Source organism: Pseudomonas psychrophila (assembly GCF_001043005.1).
Classification (GTDB): Bacteria; Pseudomonadota; Gammaproteobacteria; order Pseudomonadales; family Pseudomonadaceae; genus Aquipseudomonas; species Aquipseudomonas psychrophila.
On sequence record NZ_JYKZ01000002.1, the window covers coordinates 492,479 to 508,079 of the forward strand.

Annotated in this window: 16 protein-coding genes; 7 read left to right on the forward strand and 9 right to left on the reverse strand. The window is 59.2% G+C overall.

Annotated elements, in window-relative coordinates; all coding sequences use genetic code 11:
• Positions 1-3 precede the first annotated feature (3 nt).
• Positions 4-399: a GFA family protein gene (locus TU76_RS08400; protein ID WP_019825545.1), complete on the reverse strand. Its 396-nt coding sequence runs from the start codon at positions 397-399 to the stop codon at positions 4-6.
• 182 nt (positions 400-581) lie between these two features.
• Here TU76_RS08400 and TU76_RS08405 point away from each other — a divergent pair, with 182 nt between their 5' ends.
• A complete protein-coding gene (locus TU76_RS08405) occupies positions 582-1,331 on the forward strand; it encodes a phytanoyl-CoA dioxygenase family protein (RefSeq protein WP_231984104.1) in 750 nt (249 codons plus the stop codon).
• On the opposite strand, the gene TU76_RS08410 is transcribed toward TU76_RS08405, so the two are convergent.
• The 3 genes from TU76_RS08410 to TU76_RS08420 form a co-directional block, all read right to left on the reverse strand.
• The gene (locus TU76_RS08410; protein WP_053070212.1) at positions 1,328-2,425 is read right to left on the reverse strand and encodes a collagen-like triple helix repeat-containing protein; all 1,098 of its coding nucleotides are present in this window, start codon (positions 2,423-2,425) and stop codon (positions 1,328-1,330) included. The two genes, TU76_RS08405 and TU76_RS08410, sit on opposite strands and share 4 nt — an antisense overlap.
• 372 nt (positions 2,426-2,797) lie before the next feature.
• Positions 2,798-3,682, reverse strand: a complete 885-nt coding sequence (locus TU76_RS08415) for an SMP-30/gluconolactonase/LRE family protein (protein ID WP_048351438.1) — start codon at positions 3,680-3,682, stop codon at positions 2,798-2,800.
• Between the two features lies 1 nt (position 3,683).
• The gene (locus tag TU76_RS08420; RefSeq protein WP_048351439.1) at positions 3,684-4,529 is read right to left on the reverse strand and encodes an SDR family NAD(P)-dependent oxidoreductase; all 846 of its coding nucleotides are present in this window, start codon (positions 4,527-4,529) and stop codon (positions 3,684-3,686) included.
• Between the two features lie 194 nt (positions 4,530-4,723).
• On the opposite strand from TU76_RS08420, the gene TU76_RS08425 reads away from it, so the two are divergent.
• Positions 4,724-5,635 (forward strand): LysR family transcriptional regulator, encoded by a 912-nt coding sequence (locus tag TU76_RS08425; RefSeq protein ID WP_048351440.1) that lies wholly within the window; start codon positions 4,724-4,726, stop codon positions 5,633-5,635.
• Here TU76_RS08425 and TU76_RS08430 read toward each other — a convergent pair.
• The 4 genes from TU76_RS08430 to TU76_RS08445 all read right to left on the reverse strand — a co-directional run bounded on the left by TU76_RS08430 (position 5,632) and on the right by TU76_RS08445 (position 10,778).
• Positions 5,632-8,469 carry a TonB-dependent receptor gene (locus TU76_RS08430; protein ID WP_048351441.1) on the reverse strand — a complete coding sequence of 946 codons (2,838 nt, stop codon included), beginning with the start codon at positions 8,467-8,469 and terminating at the stop codon, positions 5,632-5,634. The two genes, TU76_RS08425 and TU76_RS08430, sit on opposite strands and share 4 nt — an antisense overlap.
• Positions 8,470-8,566: 97 nt before the next feature.
• Positions 8,567-9,532, reverse strand: coding sequence for a FecR domain-containing protein (locus tag TU76_RS08435; protein ID WP_048351442.1), 966 nt, complete (start codon positions 9,530-9,532; stop codon positions 8,567-8,569).
• Positions 9,529-10,035 (reverse strand): sigma-70 family RNA polymerase sigma factor, encoded by a 507-nt coding sequence (locus TU76_RS08440; protein WP_019825530.1) that lies wholly within the window; start codon positions 10,033-10,035, stop codon positions 9,529-9,531. Before TU76_RS08440 ends, TU76_RS08435 begins: the two co-directional genes overlap by 4 nt.
• Before the next feature lie 134 nt (positions 10,036-10,169).
• Positions 10,170-10,778 carry a LysE family translocator gene (locus TU76_RS08445; protein ID WP_048351443.1) on the reverse strand — a complete coding sequence of 203 codons (609 nt, stop codon included), beginning with the start codon at positions 10,776-10,778 and terminating at the stop codon, positions 10,170-10,172.
• 66 nt (positions 10,779-10,844) lie between these two features.
• On the opposite strand from TU76_RS08445, the gene TU76_RS08450 reads away from it, so the two are divergent.
• Positions 10,845-11,768: a LysR family transcriptional regulator gene (locus tag TU76_RS08450; protein WP_048351444.1), complete on the forward strand. Its 924-nt coding sequence runs from the start codon at positions 10,845-10,847 to the stop codon at positions 11,766-11,768.
• A 16-nt stretch (positions 11,769-11,784) separates the two neighbouring features.
• On the opposite strand, the gene TU76_RS08455 is transcribed toward TU76_RS08450, so the two are convergent.
• Positions 11,785-12,480, reverse strand: coding sequence for a tRNA (adenine(22)-N(1))-methyltransferase (locus TU76_RS08455; RefSeq protein WP_048351445.1), 696 nt, complete (start codon positions 12,478-12,480; stop codon positions 11,785-11,787).
• Between the two features lie 233 nt (positions 12,481-12,713).
• Between TU76_RS08455 and TU76_RS08460 the strand changes: the two genes are divergently transcribed.
• From TU76_RS08460 to arsH, 4 genes are read left to right on the forward strand one after another with little or no spacing between them, the layout of a single operon-like run.
• A complete protein-coding gene (locus tag TU76_RS08460; RefSeq protein WP_019825523.1) occupies positions 12,714-13,061 on the forward strand; it encodes a metalloregulator ArsR/SmtB family transcription factor in 348 nt (115 codons plus the stop codon).
• 23 nt (positions 13,062-13,084) lie between these two features.
• Positions 13,085-14,368, forward strand: a complete 1,284-nt coding sequence (locus tag TU76_RS08465; protein ID WP_048351446.1) for an arsenic transporter — start codon at positions 13,085-13,087, stop codon at positions 14,366-14,368.
• A gap of 23 nt (positions 14,369-14,391) precedes the next feature.
• Complete coding sequence (locus TU76_RS08470; protein WP_019825519.1) at positions 14,392-14,862, forward strand: arsenate reductase ArsC; 471 nt, start codon at positions 14,392-14,394, stop codon at positions 14,860-14,862.
• 11 nt (positions 14,863-14,873) lie between these two features.
• The gene (gene arsH, locus TU76_RS08475) at positions 14,874-15,569 is read left to right on the forward strand and encodes an arsenical resistance protein ArsH (RefSeq protein ID WP_019825517.1); all 696 of its coding nucleotides are present in this window, start codon (positions 14,874-14,876) and stop codon (positions 15,567-15,569) included.
• The last annotated feature ends 32 nt before the right edge of the window (positions 15,570-15,601 follow it).

The following is a 15,601-nucleotide window of genomic DNA, read 5'->3' on the forward strand; positions in this document are numbered from 1 at the left end:
GCCTCAGCGCCCCGGCTGCCATTGCGGGTGCATCGCAAGCTGCTCATGGTTGAGCCATGGAGCATCATGCTCAACCCAAATGTGAAACTGCGCACGCACACCCGGGTCTTCGTCCAGAGTCGCGACACGAACAATCACTGCCGGTGCTGCGGTTCGCTCTGCCACAAGGTGAGAGCCGCACAGCGAGCAAAAGCGACGCAATTTCCCTGGGGAAGACTCGTAACTGCTCAGGTGCTCATGCCCCTTCGTCCAGCGAAAGTGCTCACGCAAAACACCCGCCGTGGTCACGAATGCTGCCGCATGGGTTTTGCGGCACGAGTGACAATGGCAGTGGCTCATCGGCATGTCGACACTGTCAATTTCATACCCGATTGTTCCACAGGCGCAGCTTCCTTTCATTGGATATTTCCTTGTTGATGAGGGGGATACGGTGACCATCAATAACCTAAAGCAGACGTGTATCGGTCACAACCCCAGCGCGCTAGACCGGCTGAAGGCGTCAGCGGTCTCTTCTCGCTTTGCGCGTCTTCGATTAGGCTCGTGCGCTTAACCGAATTGCCATTTTGGAAACGGAGTCTGACGTGAACACAGGGATTGTGACATTTGCCACGTGTGGCTATGCCGTTATCAACGGGCTGATCGGGGAGCAGGAACTGGCCTGGGCGAGAAAGATGACTGACGCGCTGGTGGAACGCTATCGTTCAGGGGAACCGTCAGCACGGGCCGCCGGGGTGAGCATTGGGGACGCCAGTCGACAACATCCGCAGCGCAATCCCGATGTTGAACCGGGTCAATACAGTCACGAACCGTTTATCATCGGCGATCTTGTCGCGCTGGAACCCGGCTTTGCGCGGTTCCTTTGTCAGCAGTCGATCTGGACGTGCGCCGCCCGGCTGCTGGACTGCGCGCCAGCTGAGGTGCTGTTTCATTTCAGCAATATCACACGTAAACCCGGTGAGATCGGCCCTGCCGTGGGCTGGCATCGTGACGCTGACAATCGATACTTTGCCAGCGATGACGGGCGCACCCTGCGGTTATTGATACCGCTTCAGCACATGAGCGCGGGCAATGGCGGCACAGCCGTGGTGCCAGGTTCACACCTGCATGCCGAGACCGCCATCGACACCGCGCTATCCCCCGACGTTCCGGCTGCGGGATGCCTGGCGTTGCACTCAGGCACGTTGCACGGTGGTTTACCCAATCGCAGCCGGCAGAACCGGGATGTCATAGTCATCCAGTTCGGGGTGCGCTCATCACACCTCAGAGCCCACGCGAGCGAAGCAATGGCGCTATCGTCTCGCGAGGACTTCCTGAAGGTGGTCAATGCCTAGTTTTTCTTGCCCAGGTTGCCCAGGCCGCCGAGCAGGCCGCCAAGACCGCCCAAGCCACCCGTGGCAGTACTTCCCCCCGTCGTGCCGGTGTTTACCTGACCGCCAGTTGAGGCCGTTGCCCCACCAAGACCGCCAAGACCGCCAAGCAAGCCACCGTTGCCACCATTACCCCCCAGCCCCAGCAAACCGCCCAGTCCACCCAGCCCGCCGGTATTTGTACCGGTGCCTGCACCTGCTGGCGGATTGAGATAGCCACCGGATTTATCCAGCACACCGCCTACGCCGCCAAGCACTCCGCCCACCAGGTTAGTGACCGGGTTATTGCCTGTGTCTGCCACTTTGTCACCTAGCCCCCCTACCGCACCGCCAACCTGTTTGAGCAAACCGTCCACTGGTTTGCCCAAACCGGTTGTTGTACCCACCTTGCCCGTTACGTTCTCAACCAGTGAAATCACCGGCACCACAACTTTGTCATTCACGCCGCCAGTCGCCTTGCCCAGTTGACCACTGGTTACGTTGGTAGTCAGCGTATTGCCGAGCATGGTGACTGTGGTTCCGACCTTGTTCACCAGACCACCCGTGGTGTCGGTGACTTTGCCCACAACGCCCCCGACGAGAGGAATCTGGCTGATCGGCGTGTTATCGACCAACCCGCTGACGCCCGTTCCGAGTGACGAAACCCCTTTGCCGACGTCGCTGACCCCAGTGGTGACACCGGCCACGGTGATACCCAGCGAGTTTTTATCAGTGCCCAGGGACCCCAGACCGTTGGTCACGCCATCAGTAATGGAGGACACCGCGTTGCCAGTATTGACCACTAGCCCGCCTGCTGCGCCGACCACAGGAACTTTGGTCAGGGTCGTCCCCACATCGCTGACCAGATCACCCACACCGCCCAGGCCCTTGCCCAGTTCATTGGTGACCTGGCCTGTCACCAAAGGCGTCTGGGTAGTGGTTGTGACAGGAGGCGTCGTTGTGTTGCTGGTGCTGATGGTGGTCTTGGAGCCACCGCCGCCGCTGCTGCATCCCGCCAAAGCGGCGGTCATGACCAAACATAAAGCGGTGCTCGTTTTCAACCCTAGTTGAGTGCTCATAATCAACTCCCTTGAACGTGCCATGCCTAAGTTCGAAAGCCCCCTGTTCTGAGTTCAAGGGACATTCCATCCGTGAGCACATAACAACTCCATAGGCTTCAACACACAATTCACAACTTGGTATTAACACTCTATATAGCGCGGCCGCGACTCAACTAAAGGACTAATACGCTCGGATTAATAACCGCCTATAACGTCATCACCATCAACCCCAACGCGGGTTTCATCAGTGCCCTGCACGTGGGCCACTCCTTAAGTTATAAGCACAATTAACAGCCCCCCTGTTTTCTAAATAGACGTTCAGAACCGGCCACCGGCCTGAAATCATCAAGGAGTATTGGCCGCAAGGGATTCAATACCTGCCTCAACCGCTCAAATCTCCTTGAATTGATAGCGGGGAACCCCCGCAACGGGCACACGGATACTGTAGATATTTCCGGCTGCCGGGCAGTCAGCCAGCTCGGCTGGTGACATGCCGAACCTGGCACTGGTGATAAACAGTGTGCTCATGTCGGGGCCGCCGAAACAGCAACTGGTGGGGCGCGGGACCGGCACGTCGAGCACACGGGTCAGCTCACCGTGGCGGTCATACCTGAGCAGACAGCCACCATTGAACTGGCATACCCAGATGCCCCCTTCACTGTCCATTGCCAACCCGTCAGGGCGTCCAAGGTCTGGCGGTGTAAGGGCAAACACCGACACGTCGTCCAGGCAGTTGCTGTGCGCTTGGTAACGAGCCCGAAAAAGGGTGCGGGCCACTGAATCGACAAAGAACACCTCACTGCCATCAGTCGACCACACCAGCCCGTTGGGCAATCCGAGACTGTCCAGGATCACCGAGGCATTCAGACCTGGGTCGTAGCGATACAGCTTTCCTGAGTGTTGGCTGTGAGCTTCGTCCATCAACCCCGTGACAAACCGGCCCTGAGGGTCGCAAGCGCCGTCATTGAAACGGTATGAAGAGTGCGTGCTGGCCGGTTGCGACTGGCGGGTAACCCGCAGGGTGTCACGGTCAAGGATGGCGATGCCGGCATCACGGGCAAATATCAGGTTACCGGCATTGGTCAGTGCCAACGCGCCGATCCGGGAGGGTGATTGGTAAAGCCGGGTAAGGTTGGCCTGGGTATCCAGGGCATTTATCTGCCCTCGGGAAATGTCCACGAACAACAGGCGATGACTGATTGCATCCCAGACCGGGCTTTCGCCAAGATCCGCCTGGCACGCAGAAAAAAGGCACAACGACTCCTGAACAGGCATCTCAACATTCCTTGATCTGGTCCCACAAGCGGGCAACCTGCTCGGCGCTGGAGGCCTTGACCCGAGCCAAATCGAGGGGATAGTCGACCCCCGGGTTCTCGACAAATCGCGTCGCGGTGAACTGGCCATTGCTGGCCCGTAGAATGTAGCCGGTGTCTTGGCACAACTCAGAAGCCAGAAAAATCACGCCGGATGTAACCCATTGAGGTTTCAAATTGTCCGGCTCGCCGCTCACGCCCCACATGCGGGTCTTGGCCACCGGTGATACGGCGTTGACCAGGATGCCATCGGCCGCGCCTTCCATGCTCAGTGCATTCATGATCCCAAGCTGGGCCATCTTGCCTGAGGCATAGGCCGTCAACCCCGGCTGCGCATAGTGCTGATACATGGCGCGGTCCGAAGATGTCAGCACCACCCGTGCAGCTTCTGAGCGCCGCAGGTATTTCCAGGCATGCTTGGAGAGCCAGATCGGGCTGTAGATGTTGATATCCAGCGCACGTTCAATAAACGTCGATTGCGCCTCTTCAATCGACTGATAACCGACCCAGCCCGCGTTGTGGATCACAATGTCCAGTTGTCCGAACGCGTCGATGGCCGTCTCGATCAATTGCTGACACACCTGCTCGCCAGCCAGATCACCATGATGGCCGATCACGTTGTATCCCTGGGCTTCAAGGGTGTGTGCCGCATCCAGAACAACGGAGTCGTCAATGCCATCACCCATCTTGTCCGCACCACTATCACTGATCACGACATTGGCACCCAACTTTGCCAATTCGCGTGCATAACTCAAACCCAGCCCACGGCCAGCACCCGTTACAACGGCGGTTTTTCCGGAAAAGTTCATGGATAATTCCTCGTATTTATCACGTCACCTTAACAATCGGACGGGAAGTTGTTTAATACTAAACAGGAACTCAGTTGATACGCTGCGCCTATCACGCGGCCTATTTAAAGCCGTTGAGGAATCAAGCCTTCTCTATAATTAATTGTTACCCTGCTCCGGCAACAGTGATCTATTCAAATCAAGGAACACTGGAAATGATCGAAACCCGACTGCTCAGGCAGTTCATCGCGGTGGCTGAAGAGCTGCACTTTCATAAAGCTGCAATTCGCCTGCATATGGCCCAACCGCCCCTGAGCCAGGCCATTAATCGCCTGGAAGGTAAACTGGGTTTCAGCCTGTTCACCCGCAGCAAGCGCGAGGTAAAACTGACACCCGCAGGCACTGTCTTTTTGCAGGCCGCCTATCAAACACTCAAAGCGCTGGAACGGGGGATTGAACACGCTCGCCAGGTGTCCGAAGGCAGTGCGGGGACCCTCACGGTGACTGCCGTCTCCATCGCGTACTACGAGCCATTGCTCAGCACCCTCAGGCGGTTTCGCCAAACCTTTCCCAAGGTTCAACTGGTCATCAAGGAAATGCCATCCTCCAGCCAGGCCAAGGCGATTCTGGCCGCAGAAGCCGATATCGCCTTTATGCGCAAACTGCCTTTTTCGGCGCAAAACATCGAATCGCGCCTGTTGCTCGACGAAGCCATTGTCATGGCGCTGCCCCTGGACCATCCCAAGGCGCGGCCAGGTCCGGTCGAGCTTCGGGATTTCGCCGACGAGGACTTCGTGTTCACCCCCCAGGCCCTGGGCAGCGGCTATCACAGCCAATTGATTGCCTTGTGCGAAGCCGCCGGTTTTTACCCAAAAGTGGTACAGGAAGCCGCGCAGATCCATACCCTGATCGGCCTGGTGAGTTGCGGTTTTGGCGTGGCCCTTGTGCCTGAGTCCATTGCCAGCTCGAACATGCGCGACAAGGTTGTGTTTCGCCCGATACGCCCGGTGGCAGAGTCTGCCAACCCTGCCATCGGGCTCTACATGAGCTGGCATACCCACAACCCGTCACCGCTGATCAACCCTTTTATCTCCATGTTCGACAGCGCCAGCCAACAGCCCGACTAGAACCTGGTCTGCAAGCCCACACGCAGGGTGCGCCCCGGAGCGGGCATGAAACTCTGAGCCAGCGGGTCGAGGTAATAACGGTCAGTCAGGTTCTGCAGCGAAACATTCAGCTGGGTGTGGTCCTTCCACTTGTAGTTGAGGAACAGATCAAACAGCGCCACTTGTTCATAGACCAGTTGCGGCGTGGTGGCGCCGGTTTGCCATTCATTGTCGGCCTTGACGGTCGGGCCGGAGGTATAAGTTCCACGGCCGCCGACGGTAAGCGTCTGGTCAAAAAAGCGCAGGCCCGTGGTCAGGTTTGCTGCAAAGCGTGGCGGGTTCTGGGTATTGGAATAAGAACCCATGAAGCTGCCCGGCGTGCAGTTGGGCGTTTTGCTCAAGTCCTGATAGGGATTGGAGCTCGCGCGCAAACGTGCTGCGAAAGTCGAGTCGCAGGTTTCGGTTTTCAGGTAGTAAGTGGACGATAAATCTGCAAACACCCGGCCCGCGTCGTAATGCGACTGCAACTCCAGGCCGCTGGTTTTGAAGCTGTCGGTATTGCTGAACTGCATCAGGCCCATCAGCCCCGGGCTTGGGTCGTAGTAGCGGGTGATGTAGTTCTTGATGTTGGTGTTGAAGTAGGCAACCTTGATGGCCGCCGAATCGTTGTCCACCAGCAGGCTTTTATGCAGGGTGCTGGCACCGATCTCCCAGTTGCTTGAGCGCTCGGGTTTCAGGCCCTTTCCGGGCATGGTCTGCAAGACGCCCTGACTGGTTTCGAACAGCGAGGGCATGCGCAGGCCCTGGGTGTAAGACGCATAAAAGAACGTGTCCGGCGCCAGCTCGACGTTGAAACCAATGGCAGGCGCAAAGGCACCGCCGCTGTCGCTTTGTTTACCGGAGTACGCGTAACCGCTGACCACCTCGCCAACCTGGGATGGATACACCGTAGATTCAGTTGCGCCGAAGTCGTTGTAGCGCGTGCCCTCGAAAGGGAAGTTGGTGTTGTTGAACACGATACCGTTGTTCAACCGCGGGTCCGTAGCGTCGGTGTACTGCCCGTTCTGATCCGGGAACCACATCATGTTGCCGTAGCTTTGCGGGCTAAAGACCCTCAGGTACCTCAACTCACGCTCCTCTCGCAGGGCCGTCGAGTGGGCAACGTGATCCTTGGTGCGGTAATAGGTGTAGCGACCACCACCCCACAGCGTCAGCCTGTCGACCGGCTGGTATTCCAGTTTGCTGTGCAGGCTAAACTCCTGCCGGGAACCGTCGCGCAGGCTGCGGTTGGCATTGATGTCGTCCTGATGGGTGACCACACCTTTTTGCGGGCGCAGTTCCTCGACCTGGAACGAGCCGCCCACATCCAGCTTAAGGTCGCCGAAGTTCGTATCAAACTGCGAGGTATTGGCCAGGTCGCCGCCAATGCGCCGGTCGGCCTGGCGGGTCCAGTTGCGATCCGAGCGATAACGTTGGGAAGCCGGCGCCAGCACCGAGGTCAGGTTGCTGGTTTGCGCATCCGTCATCCACAGGCTGGCTGTCAGGTCCACCAACGGGTTGGCGCTCGGGAGGTAGTTGTATCGGGCGGTATAGGTGTCGATTTTGGTGTGGCCCAGCGGGTACTGGTAGATGCCCCCGGTGCCGAAACGAAAAATGTCCGAGGGCATGATCTCGCCAATATGGCCGTCGTACCGTCTAAAGCCCAGCTCCAGCGTATGGTCATCGGCCGGGCGAATGGTGGTTTTGATCAGGTAGGAGTCGGTCTCTGACGATGAGTTGAGGACCTCTTCGCCGGGGTTATAAGTTGTGGCAACCGTCATGTCTTCGCGACCATAACGGTCAAAAGTGCGGTAACGGTCCTGACCCTTTTTACCGGCGAAATAGTTGCCCTGATTTCGATGCGCGTAGGCGGCCACCACATCGAAATAGTCATGGGTGTAGGCAAACGCGGCACTGCCGGACTGCGCCTCTGAGCCGAACAGCCCGCCACGGTTGCGGTGCGGCTCGGAGTAAAGGGTCTCAGTGGCCGAATGGCCGTCACGGGAGGCGGGAGCAACGCCGTTGTTCCACACATCGCCCTTCAAGCGCAGGCCAACGGTGTGACCGTCACGCAAAATGTCGTCTACGCCGATGGTGCGCATCTTTACCGTGCCGCCAATGGCACTCGATGTCAGGCTCGGGCCCTTGTCGATGGTGATATCGCTGATCAGGTCAGGGTCAATGTAGCTGCGCTGCTGGGTACCGGCATAACCACGATACACATCCAGCGCCTGTTGCGAGCCATCGACCGTGACGGCTACCCGGCTTTGCCCCTGGATGCCACGAATGTTCACATCCAGGCCACCGCCATTACGGCTGTCCCCCACCTGCACACCCGGCTGCCCCTTGAGCACATCACCCACCGAGATCACGCCAAATCGTTGCATGTCTTCGCTGGAGATATACACCGACGATCGCGGCGCCAGATAGACCTCTTCAATGGCCGGATCTTCCCCGGTGACCTTCTGCGAGGGCAGCACAACAGCCCCTCCCCCCTGAAACAACTCGACGCTACCATCCACCCGGCGCTGATAACTCAGGCCGGTGCCTGACAACAGTCGCGTCAGGCCCGCCTCAGTACTGAAGTCGCCCTGCAGTCCCTTGCTGCTCTTGCCTGCCGTCAGCGTCGAACTCCCCGCCATGCTGATGCGCGCCTGCACGCCGAAACGCGAGAGCACCTGATCCAGCGGACCTGCATCGATGTTGAAGTGCTGACGCTCGTCAGCAGCGAAAACGGCTGCGCTGTAAAGCGGTTGCAGGCCCAGAATAAGCAGGCCGAAGGTACGGGCGCACAAAACACTTGCGGGGGATATCATGCAGGGCTCCTGAAGGTGAAGACCCACCTGTTTCGGTGGGTTATTCCTGAAGGCCCCGCCAGATTCAAAAAACTATCGCGCTGCACAAAAAATAATTTCAGACCGGTACCACGGTGACCCAATAGCGGGTCCGGCGCTCGATGCGTACCGGTAACGCATGGGCCACCAACGCCAGCGCCGCATCGGTGTCGTCGAGCTGAAAACTGCCAGTCACGCGCAAACCCGCAACCTGTTCGCTGCAGCGCAAAATTCCGGGCCTGTAGCGTGACAGTTCGGCCAGCAGAACATCCAGACGCATGCGCTCAGCCGGTAAAATGCCACGCAGCCACGCCTGGGCCATGAACACATCAGTGAGGCTTGCCGGGTGGAGACCCTGAGCATCCACCCGCGTTCGCCAACCGGCCTCAAGCAGTAAGGGTGTCCGGTTGTGACGCGAGTTCACCTGTACCAGGCCACGCAACACCGTGACCTGAGTGCCCAGGCGATCATGGCGCACCAGCAGATTAGCCCCACGGCCATACAGCACGGCATCGGGGGTGACCAGTTGCACCGAACCTGACTTGGCCTCCACATTCAGAGCCAGTTCGCCTTCGATCAACTGCACATGGCGACGGTCTGCCTGCCAATCCACGTTGGCCGCACTGGCGGTGTTCAACCATAACGACGTGCCGTCGGCCAGCCGCCACTGACGACGCTCGCCGGTGGAGGTGCGGTAAGTGGCCAGAGCTGTTCGCATAACGGTGGACTGAGCGCCTTGCCAGGAAACCCCGCCAAACAGCCCCAGTGCCAACAAGCACTTGAGTACCTGCCTGCGGCGCCGAGGGTCTGTGCCGGCAGATTCAAGCGCCCTGCGCGCCGTTGCATCGGATAAAAGAGCGGCCCCGGGCTGCATCAACAGCGGCAGGCTACTGACACGTTGCCAGGCATGTTCATGCTCGGCGCTCGCCTGGCGCCATTGCTGCAACGCCAACTGATCAGTTGCACTCATGAGCCCGGACTGCATGCGGACGATCCAGTCGATGGCCGTATCACGGACACGGGGATTAACTGAAACACCGCTCATTCGAAACGGCTCGCGTAGCAGACACTGAACGCCTTGCCCATGGCCCTCTGCACTTGGGCCACGCTCAAGCTCAACTGCGCGGCGATCTGCGGATAGGTCAAGCCATCGAGTTGGGACAAAAAGAAAATCTGCCGGACCCGGGCAGTTAATCCGATCAGCAGCGAATCGAGTTGCAACAGGGTTTCGATCGTCAGGTAGCGGTCTTCGGGAGAAGGCTCCTCGCCTGCTGGCCGGGCAGCCAGGGCCTCAAGGTAAGCCCGCTCGATTGCCTGACGCCGCCAGCGGTTGATCAGCAGGCCATTGGCAATCGTTGCAAGAAACGCCATGGGTTGGCGCAGTGCCTGAGCATCGTGCTTTGAACGCAGTACACGGATAAACGTGTCGTGAGCCAGGTCCTCGGCATCGGCACTGTGCCTCAATCGCCGATGCAGCCAGCCCCGCAGCCAACCATGATGATTCGCATACAACTGCTCGACGGGCGAGACGATCCTGTCGTGAGACATGTGAGATTCGCTTGATCTAAATGATAATTCTTCTCATCTTATTATTTGTCACCGACTTTTGTACAGCTCCTGCGAAGATTCCTGGGATTCAGGCAGGTGAAAATAACCGTTTCAGGGAAAGACATTTCACCTGATCAGCGCACAACCGCGAGCAAGACCCCAAATCCCACCAGCAGCCCCCCGAAAGCGCGGTCGATCCAGTGACGCACGGCGAGCAACCGCCCCTGTACCGACCCAGTAGAGAAACACAGTGCAACCAAAGCGAACCAAACCACGTGCGCCACTGATATAAAAGCGCCATAGCCAATCTGCACCGCCAGCGATGTATCGGGCTGCACCACCTGCATGAACAAACTGACAGTAAACAGTGTGGTTTTCGGGTTGAGTGCATTGGTGAGAAAGCCCGTGCGCAGCGCCGCCAGATCCGACAGCGGTGCCGCCGGGCTTTCGGCTTGCCCGCCACGGGGCTTGGTCCGCAGCATCTTCACACCGAGATAAATCAAGTAAATCGCGCCCACCAGCTTGAGCGTGCTGAACAGCCAGGGCGACTTCTGGATCAGCAGGCCCACGCCCAGCAGGGTGTAGGTCACATGCACCAGCACCCCCAGACCTATGCCCAGTGCAGTCAGCACCCCGGCGCGGCGCGACAGCAGCAAACTGTTACGTGTGACCATTGCAAAGTCCGGCCCCGGACTGATGATCGCAAGCAGGGTTATTGTGATTACAGCTATCAATTCGGTCATGACGTATCCTGTCGATAGTTAACGAACAGACGCCATGCTATTGGCACCGACTGCAGATGAATAACGATGATATCTGACAACAATAGTGAGTCTGACTCACCACTCACGCATGGGCGACTGCCATCCCTGCTGGCCTTGCGTTGTTTTGAGGCCGCAGCGCGTCAGGAGAATTTCAGCCGTGCCGCCAGCGAGCTACACCTGACCCCCGGCGCAGTCAGCCGCGCCGTACGCTTGCTCGAAGACGAGCTGGGTGTGGAGCTGTTCGAACGTCGCAGCCGCCGGGTGTTTCTCACGGATGCGGGCCGCTTGCTGGCGAAGGCTGTAGGCGATGGTCTGGGGCTGATGGCACAGGCCATCGACACGTTGCGCGCCAACGCGCGCCAGAAACGGGCCTGGGTGCTGTCCTGCGAGCCTACGCTGCTGATGCGCTGGCTGATTCCGCGCTGGCCTGACTTCCAGGCCCGGCATCCGGGCATCGACGTGCATCTGGTCGCTGGCGGAGGACCGTTCAGCTTCGCCAATGACATCGATCTGGCCATCCGCCGTGACGATTTCCCCTGGGCCGACGGATACCACGCAGAGCCATTGTTTGCGGAAAAAATCGGCCCCGTGTGTCGCCCGGACAAAGCAGCCCACTGGTTTTCTACGCAGAACGGTAGCCCGGAGCAGCGGGGCGAAGCCCCCCGGCTGCACACCCGCACACGGCCGGGCGCCTGGCAGGAATGGGCCACGGCTACAGGCCTGACCTTGCCTGAGGCACCGGGACAGACTTTCGAACACTTCTATTTCAGCTTGCAGGCGGCCGTGGCTGGCCTGGGCGTGGCCATCGGCCCTTGGCATCTGGTGCGCGACGATCTGGACAGCGGTGTACTGACTGCGCCAGCGGGCTTCGTCGAGGACGGCTCACGTTACTGTCTGCTGTCGCCCCGGCCGTTGATTGCCGACAGCCCTCAAGCACAGTTGCTGGCATGGCTGCGAACGATGGTTTGAGCTCGACTGGCCGAGGCTATGCCAGCAACCGGGTAATCCAGCGGGCCTGCTGGTCGATTTCCTGCACCTTGTCTTCGGGCACGGCCTGCCGCGCCCGGGCAAAGCTGGCCAGCACCTTTTGCTTTTCGAGCAGCATGCGTTGCCACTTGCCCAGAAATACAGGACTGCGCGCCTGCATTTGCAAAGGTCCGAAGTACAGTTCTTCGGCGGTGTAAAGCACCGGCCCGGCGCGCTCGGCAACGATGATTTCGTAGTAGAAGCCGTTTTCCCGCAGCAGCTCTTCGCACAGGATGCGGTAGTTGTTTTCCATCAGCCACTGGCGCAAGGGTTGCTCGCCGCCATTAGGTTGCAGGATCAACCGCTCCCGGCCACTCAGGCGTGCCTTGCCACTCTCCAGGATGTCGCGAATGGTCTCGCCGCCCATGCCGCAAATACTGATCGCGGTGATTTCGTCTGCCGCCTCGATCGCCGCCAGACCGTTGGCCTGACGCACGGTGATCTGCTGCTCCAGACCGTTATCGCGCACCGTGCGTACTGCGGCGTGGAATGGGGTCTGCGCCACTTCCCCTGCCACTGCCGCCGCGATGGCTCCACGGCGCATCAACGCCACCGGCAGATACCCATGATCAGAGCCAATATCAGCCAGGCGTGCACCTGCCGGCATATGAGCCGCCACGCGCTCCAGGCGCATGGACAAAGTGTGTTCGTTCAACGTCAGTTCCTTTTAACCACAAATACCCGGCACCGTGGACATGGATGCTGGCGGCACATGATGCGTGGTGAGGCCGCCGGGGTAAAGCGCCTGCACCACCTCGGCAGGAGCAAAAGGTCGCACAATCGTTAATGACCCTCGCGAGCAGGCTCGCTCCAACAGTTGAGGTCACGCTTGCCATCACATATGGTTATCCGTATATTCGGATAACCATATGTATAGAGCCATCCCCCATGCTCAATCCCGCCGCACTGTTCAAATGCCTGTCCGATGAAACACGGGTACGGGCCACCTTGCTGATCGCCCGCGAGGGGGAGTTATGCGTCTGTGAACTGGTCTGCGCGCTGGATGACAGTCAGCCAAAAATCTCCCGCCATCTGGCTCAGCTGCGCGGTTGCGGGCTGCTGCTCGACCGTCGCCAGGGTCAGTGGGTGTATTACCGGCTCAATCCTGAACTGCCGGACTGGGTGCGCAGCGTTATTGATACAACCCTGACCGCCAACGCCCACTGGCTTGAACAAAACAGCGTTCGTCTTCATGCCATGGGCGACCGCCCGCTCAATACCACTGCTTGCTGCTGACCCGGCACCTGTCGAGACATCCCATGCTCATAGCATTCGCGATTTTTTTACTGACTCTGGTACTGGTGATCTGGCAACCCAAAGGGCTGGGTGTCGGCTGGAGCGCATCCTTGGGCGCTGGACTGGCGCTGATTGCAGGGGCTGTAACGTTCCAGGACATTGCGCTGGTATGGGCCATTGTCTGGAATGCCACCGCTACGTTTATCGCAGTGATCATCATCAGCCTGCTGCTCGACGAGGCAGGTTTCTTTCAGTGGGCAGCACTGCATGTGGCGCGCTGGGCCAAAGGCGACGGTCGTCGCCTGTTCGTGTTTACCGTGCTGCTGGGCGCCGTGGTATCCGCCCTGTTTGCCAATGACGGGGCCGCCCTGATCCTGACCCCCATCGTCATTTCCATACTGCTCGCCTTACGCTTCTCTGCTGCCTCTACCCTGGCCTTTGTCATGGCTGCCGGGTTCATTGCCGATACGGCGAGCCTGCCGCTGGTGGTGTCGAACCTGGTCAACATCGTTTCGGCAGACTATTTCGGCCTTGGCTTCAGTGAATACGCATCGGTCATGGTGCCGGTCAACGTCGTCTCCGTGGCCTGCACGCTGTTGGTGCTGTACGGTTTTTTCCGGCGTGACATTCCTCGGCACTACGCCCTGGATGACCTGCCAGAGCCACGCGAGGCCATACGCGACCCGCTGACTTTTTATGTCGGCTGGGCCGTATTGGTCCTGCTGCTCACAGGCCTGTTTGCACTGGAGCCAATGGGCATTCCGGTCAGTGTAATTGCGGCCGTGTGCGCTGCCCTGCTGTTCGCTGTTGCTGCCCGGGGCCACATCATTTCCACCCGGCGCGTGCTGCGCGAAGCCCCTTGGCAGGTGGTGACGTTCTCCCTGGGTATGTACCTGGTGGTGTACGGGATGAAAAATGCAGGCCTGACTACTTACCTCACCATGGCCCTGAACCACATGGCCGAATTCGGCCTCTGGGGCGCGACTTTGAGTACCGGGCTGCTCGCGGCGTTATTGTCTTCGGTCATGAACAACATGCCTGCGGTATTGCTGGGGGCGCTCTCGATCCAAGACACGCAAGCCAGCGGCGTAATACGCGAGGCCATGATCTACGCCAACGTCATCGGCTCCGACCTGGGCCCTAAAATCACCCCCATTGGCAGCCTCGCCACGCTGCTCTGGCTGCATGTCCTGGCACGCAAGGGCATCCGCATTACCTGGGGTTATTACTTCAAGACCGGGGTGATCCTGACCCTGCCAATCCTGCTGGTCACCTTGTGTGCCCTGGCCTTGCGCCTGAGCGTTTAGTGCCGTTGAAAAGAGGGAATACCGTGCGCGTTCTGTTTATGTGTACCGCCAACAGCTGTCGCAGCATCTTGTCCGAAGCCATGTTCAACCATCTGGCACCGCAAGGCTTCCAGGCTGTCAGTGCAGGCAGCTTTCCCAAGGGCCAGGTTTTGCCCCGCAGCCTGACCACCTTGCTCGAAGCCGGAATCGCTATCGACGGCTTGAGCAGCAAAGGCAATGACGCCTTCCAGAACAACCCGCCGGACATTGTCATAACCGTCTGCGACAAGGCCGCCGGTGAGGCCTGCCCTGTGTACTTCGGGCCGGCCCTCAAAGCTCATTGGGGACTGGAAGACCCCTCCGAGGTCAAGGGCGACGACGCGGCCGTGACTGCTGCGTTTCACGCCACCCTGGCGCGTATCGAAACACGCTGCCGGGCATTCCTCGCCCTGCCCTTTGCCCAACTTGATGCCGCGACCCTGAAATACGAACTCGACCGCATCAGCACCCTGTAACCGGAGCCACCATGATCGACTCGCTGCCCAATCTCGACACCTCGTTGGTTGATGCCAAACCCAGTGACCACGACGGCCGGCATAAACCGCGCATCCTGCTGCTGTACGGTTCGACGCGCGAACGCTCGTTCAGCCGCCTGCTTGTCGAAGAAGCCGCCAGGTTGCTCGAACATTTCGGCGCCCAGACACGGATCTTCAACCCCTCGGGCCTGCCACTGCCGGATGACGCGCCGAACGACCATCCAAAAGTCCAGGAACTGCTGGAGCTGATGCAGTGGTCTGAAGGACAGGTGTGGTGCTCGCCCGAGCGACATGGTGCGATGTCCGCCGTGTTCAAGGCGCAAATCGACTGGGTGCCGCTGGCCTTGGGGGCTGTTCGCCCGACCCAGGGCAAAACCCTCGCGGTGATGCAAGTCTGCGGGGGGTCGCAGTCGTTTAACGTGGTCAACCAACTGCGCGTGCTGGGACGCTGGATGCGGATGTTCACCATCCCCAATCAGTCTTCAGTGCCCAAGGCATATCTGGAGTTTGACGAACGCAACCGGATGAAACCGTCGGCGTTATATGACCGCGTCGTCGATGTCATGGAAGAGCTGGTGAAATTCACAGCGTTGCTGCGCGATCGCCCGGATCTGGTTGACCGCTACTCGGAGCGCAAAGAGTCGGCGCACGAACTTACCGAGCGCGTGAACCAGCGCTCAATTTAAAAGCGCCAGGATGAGGGCCGGGTGTTCTGAAA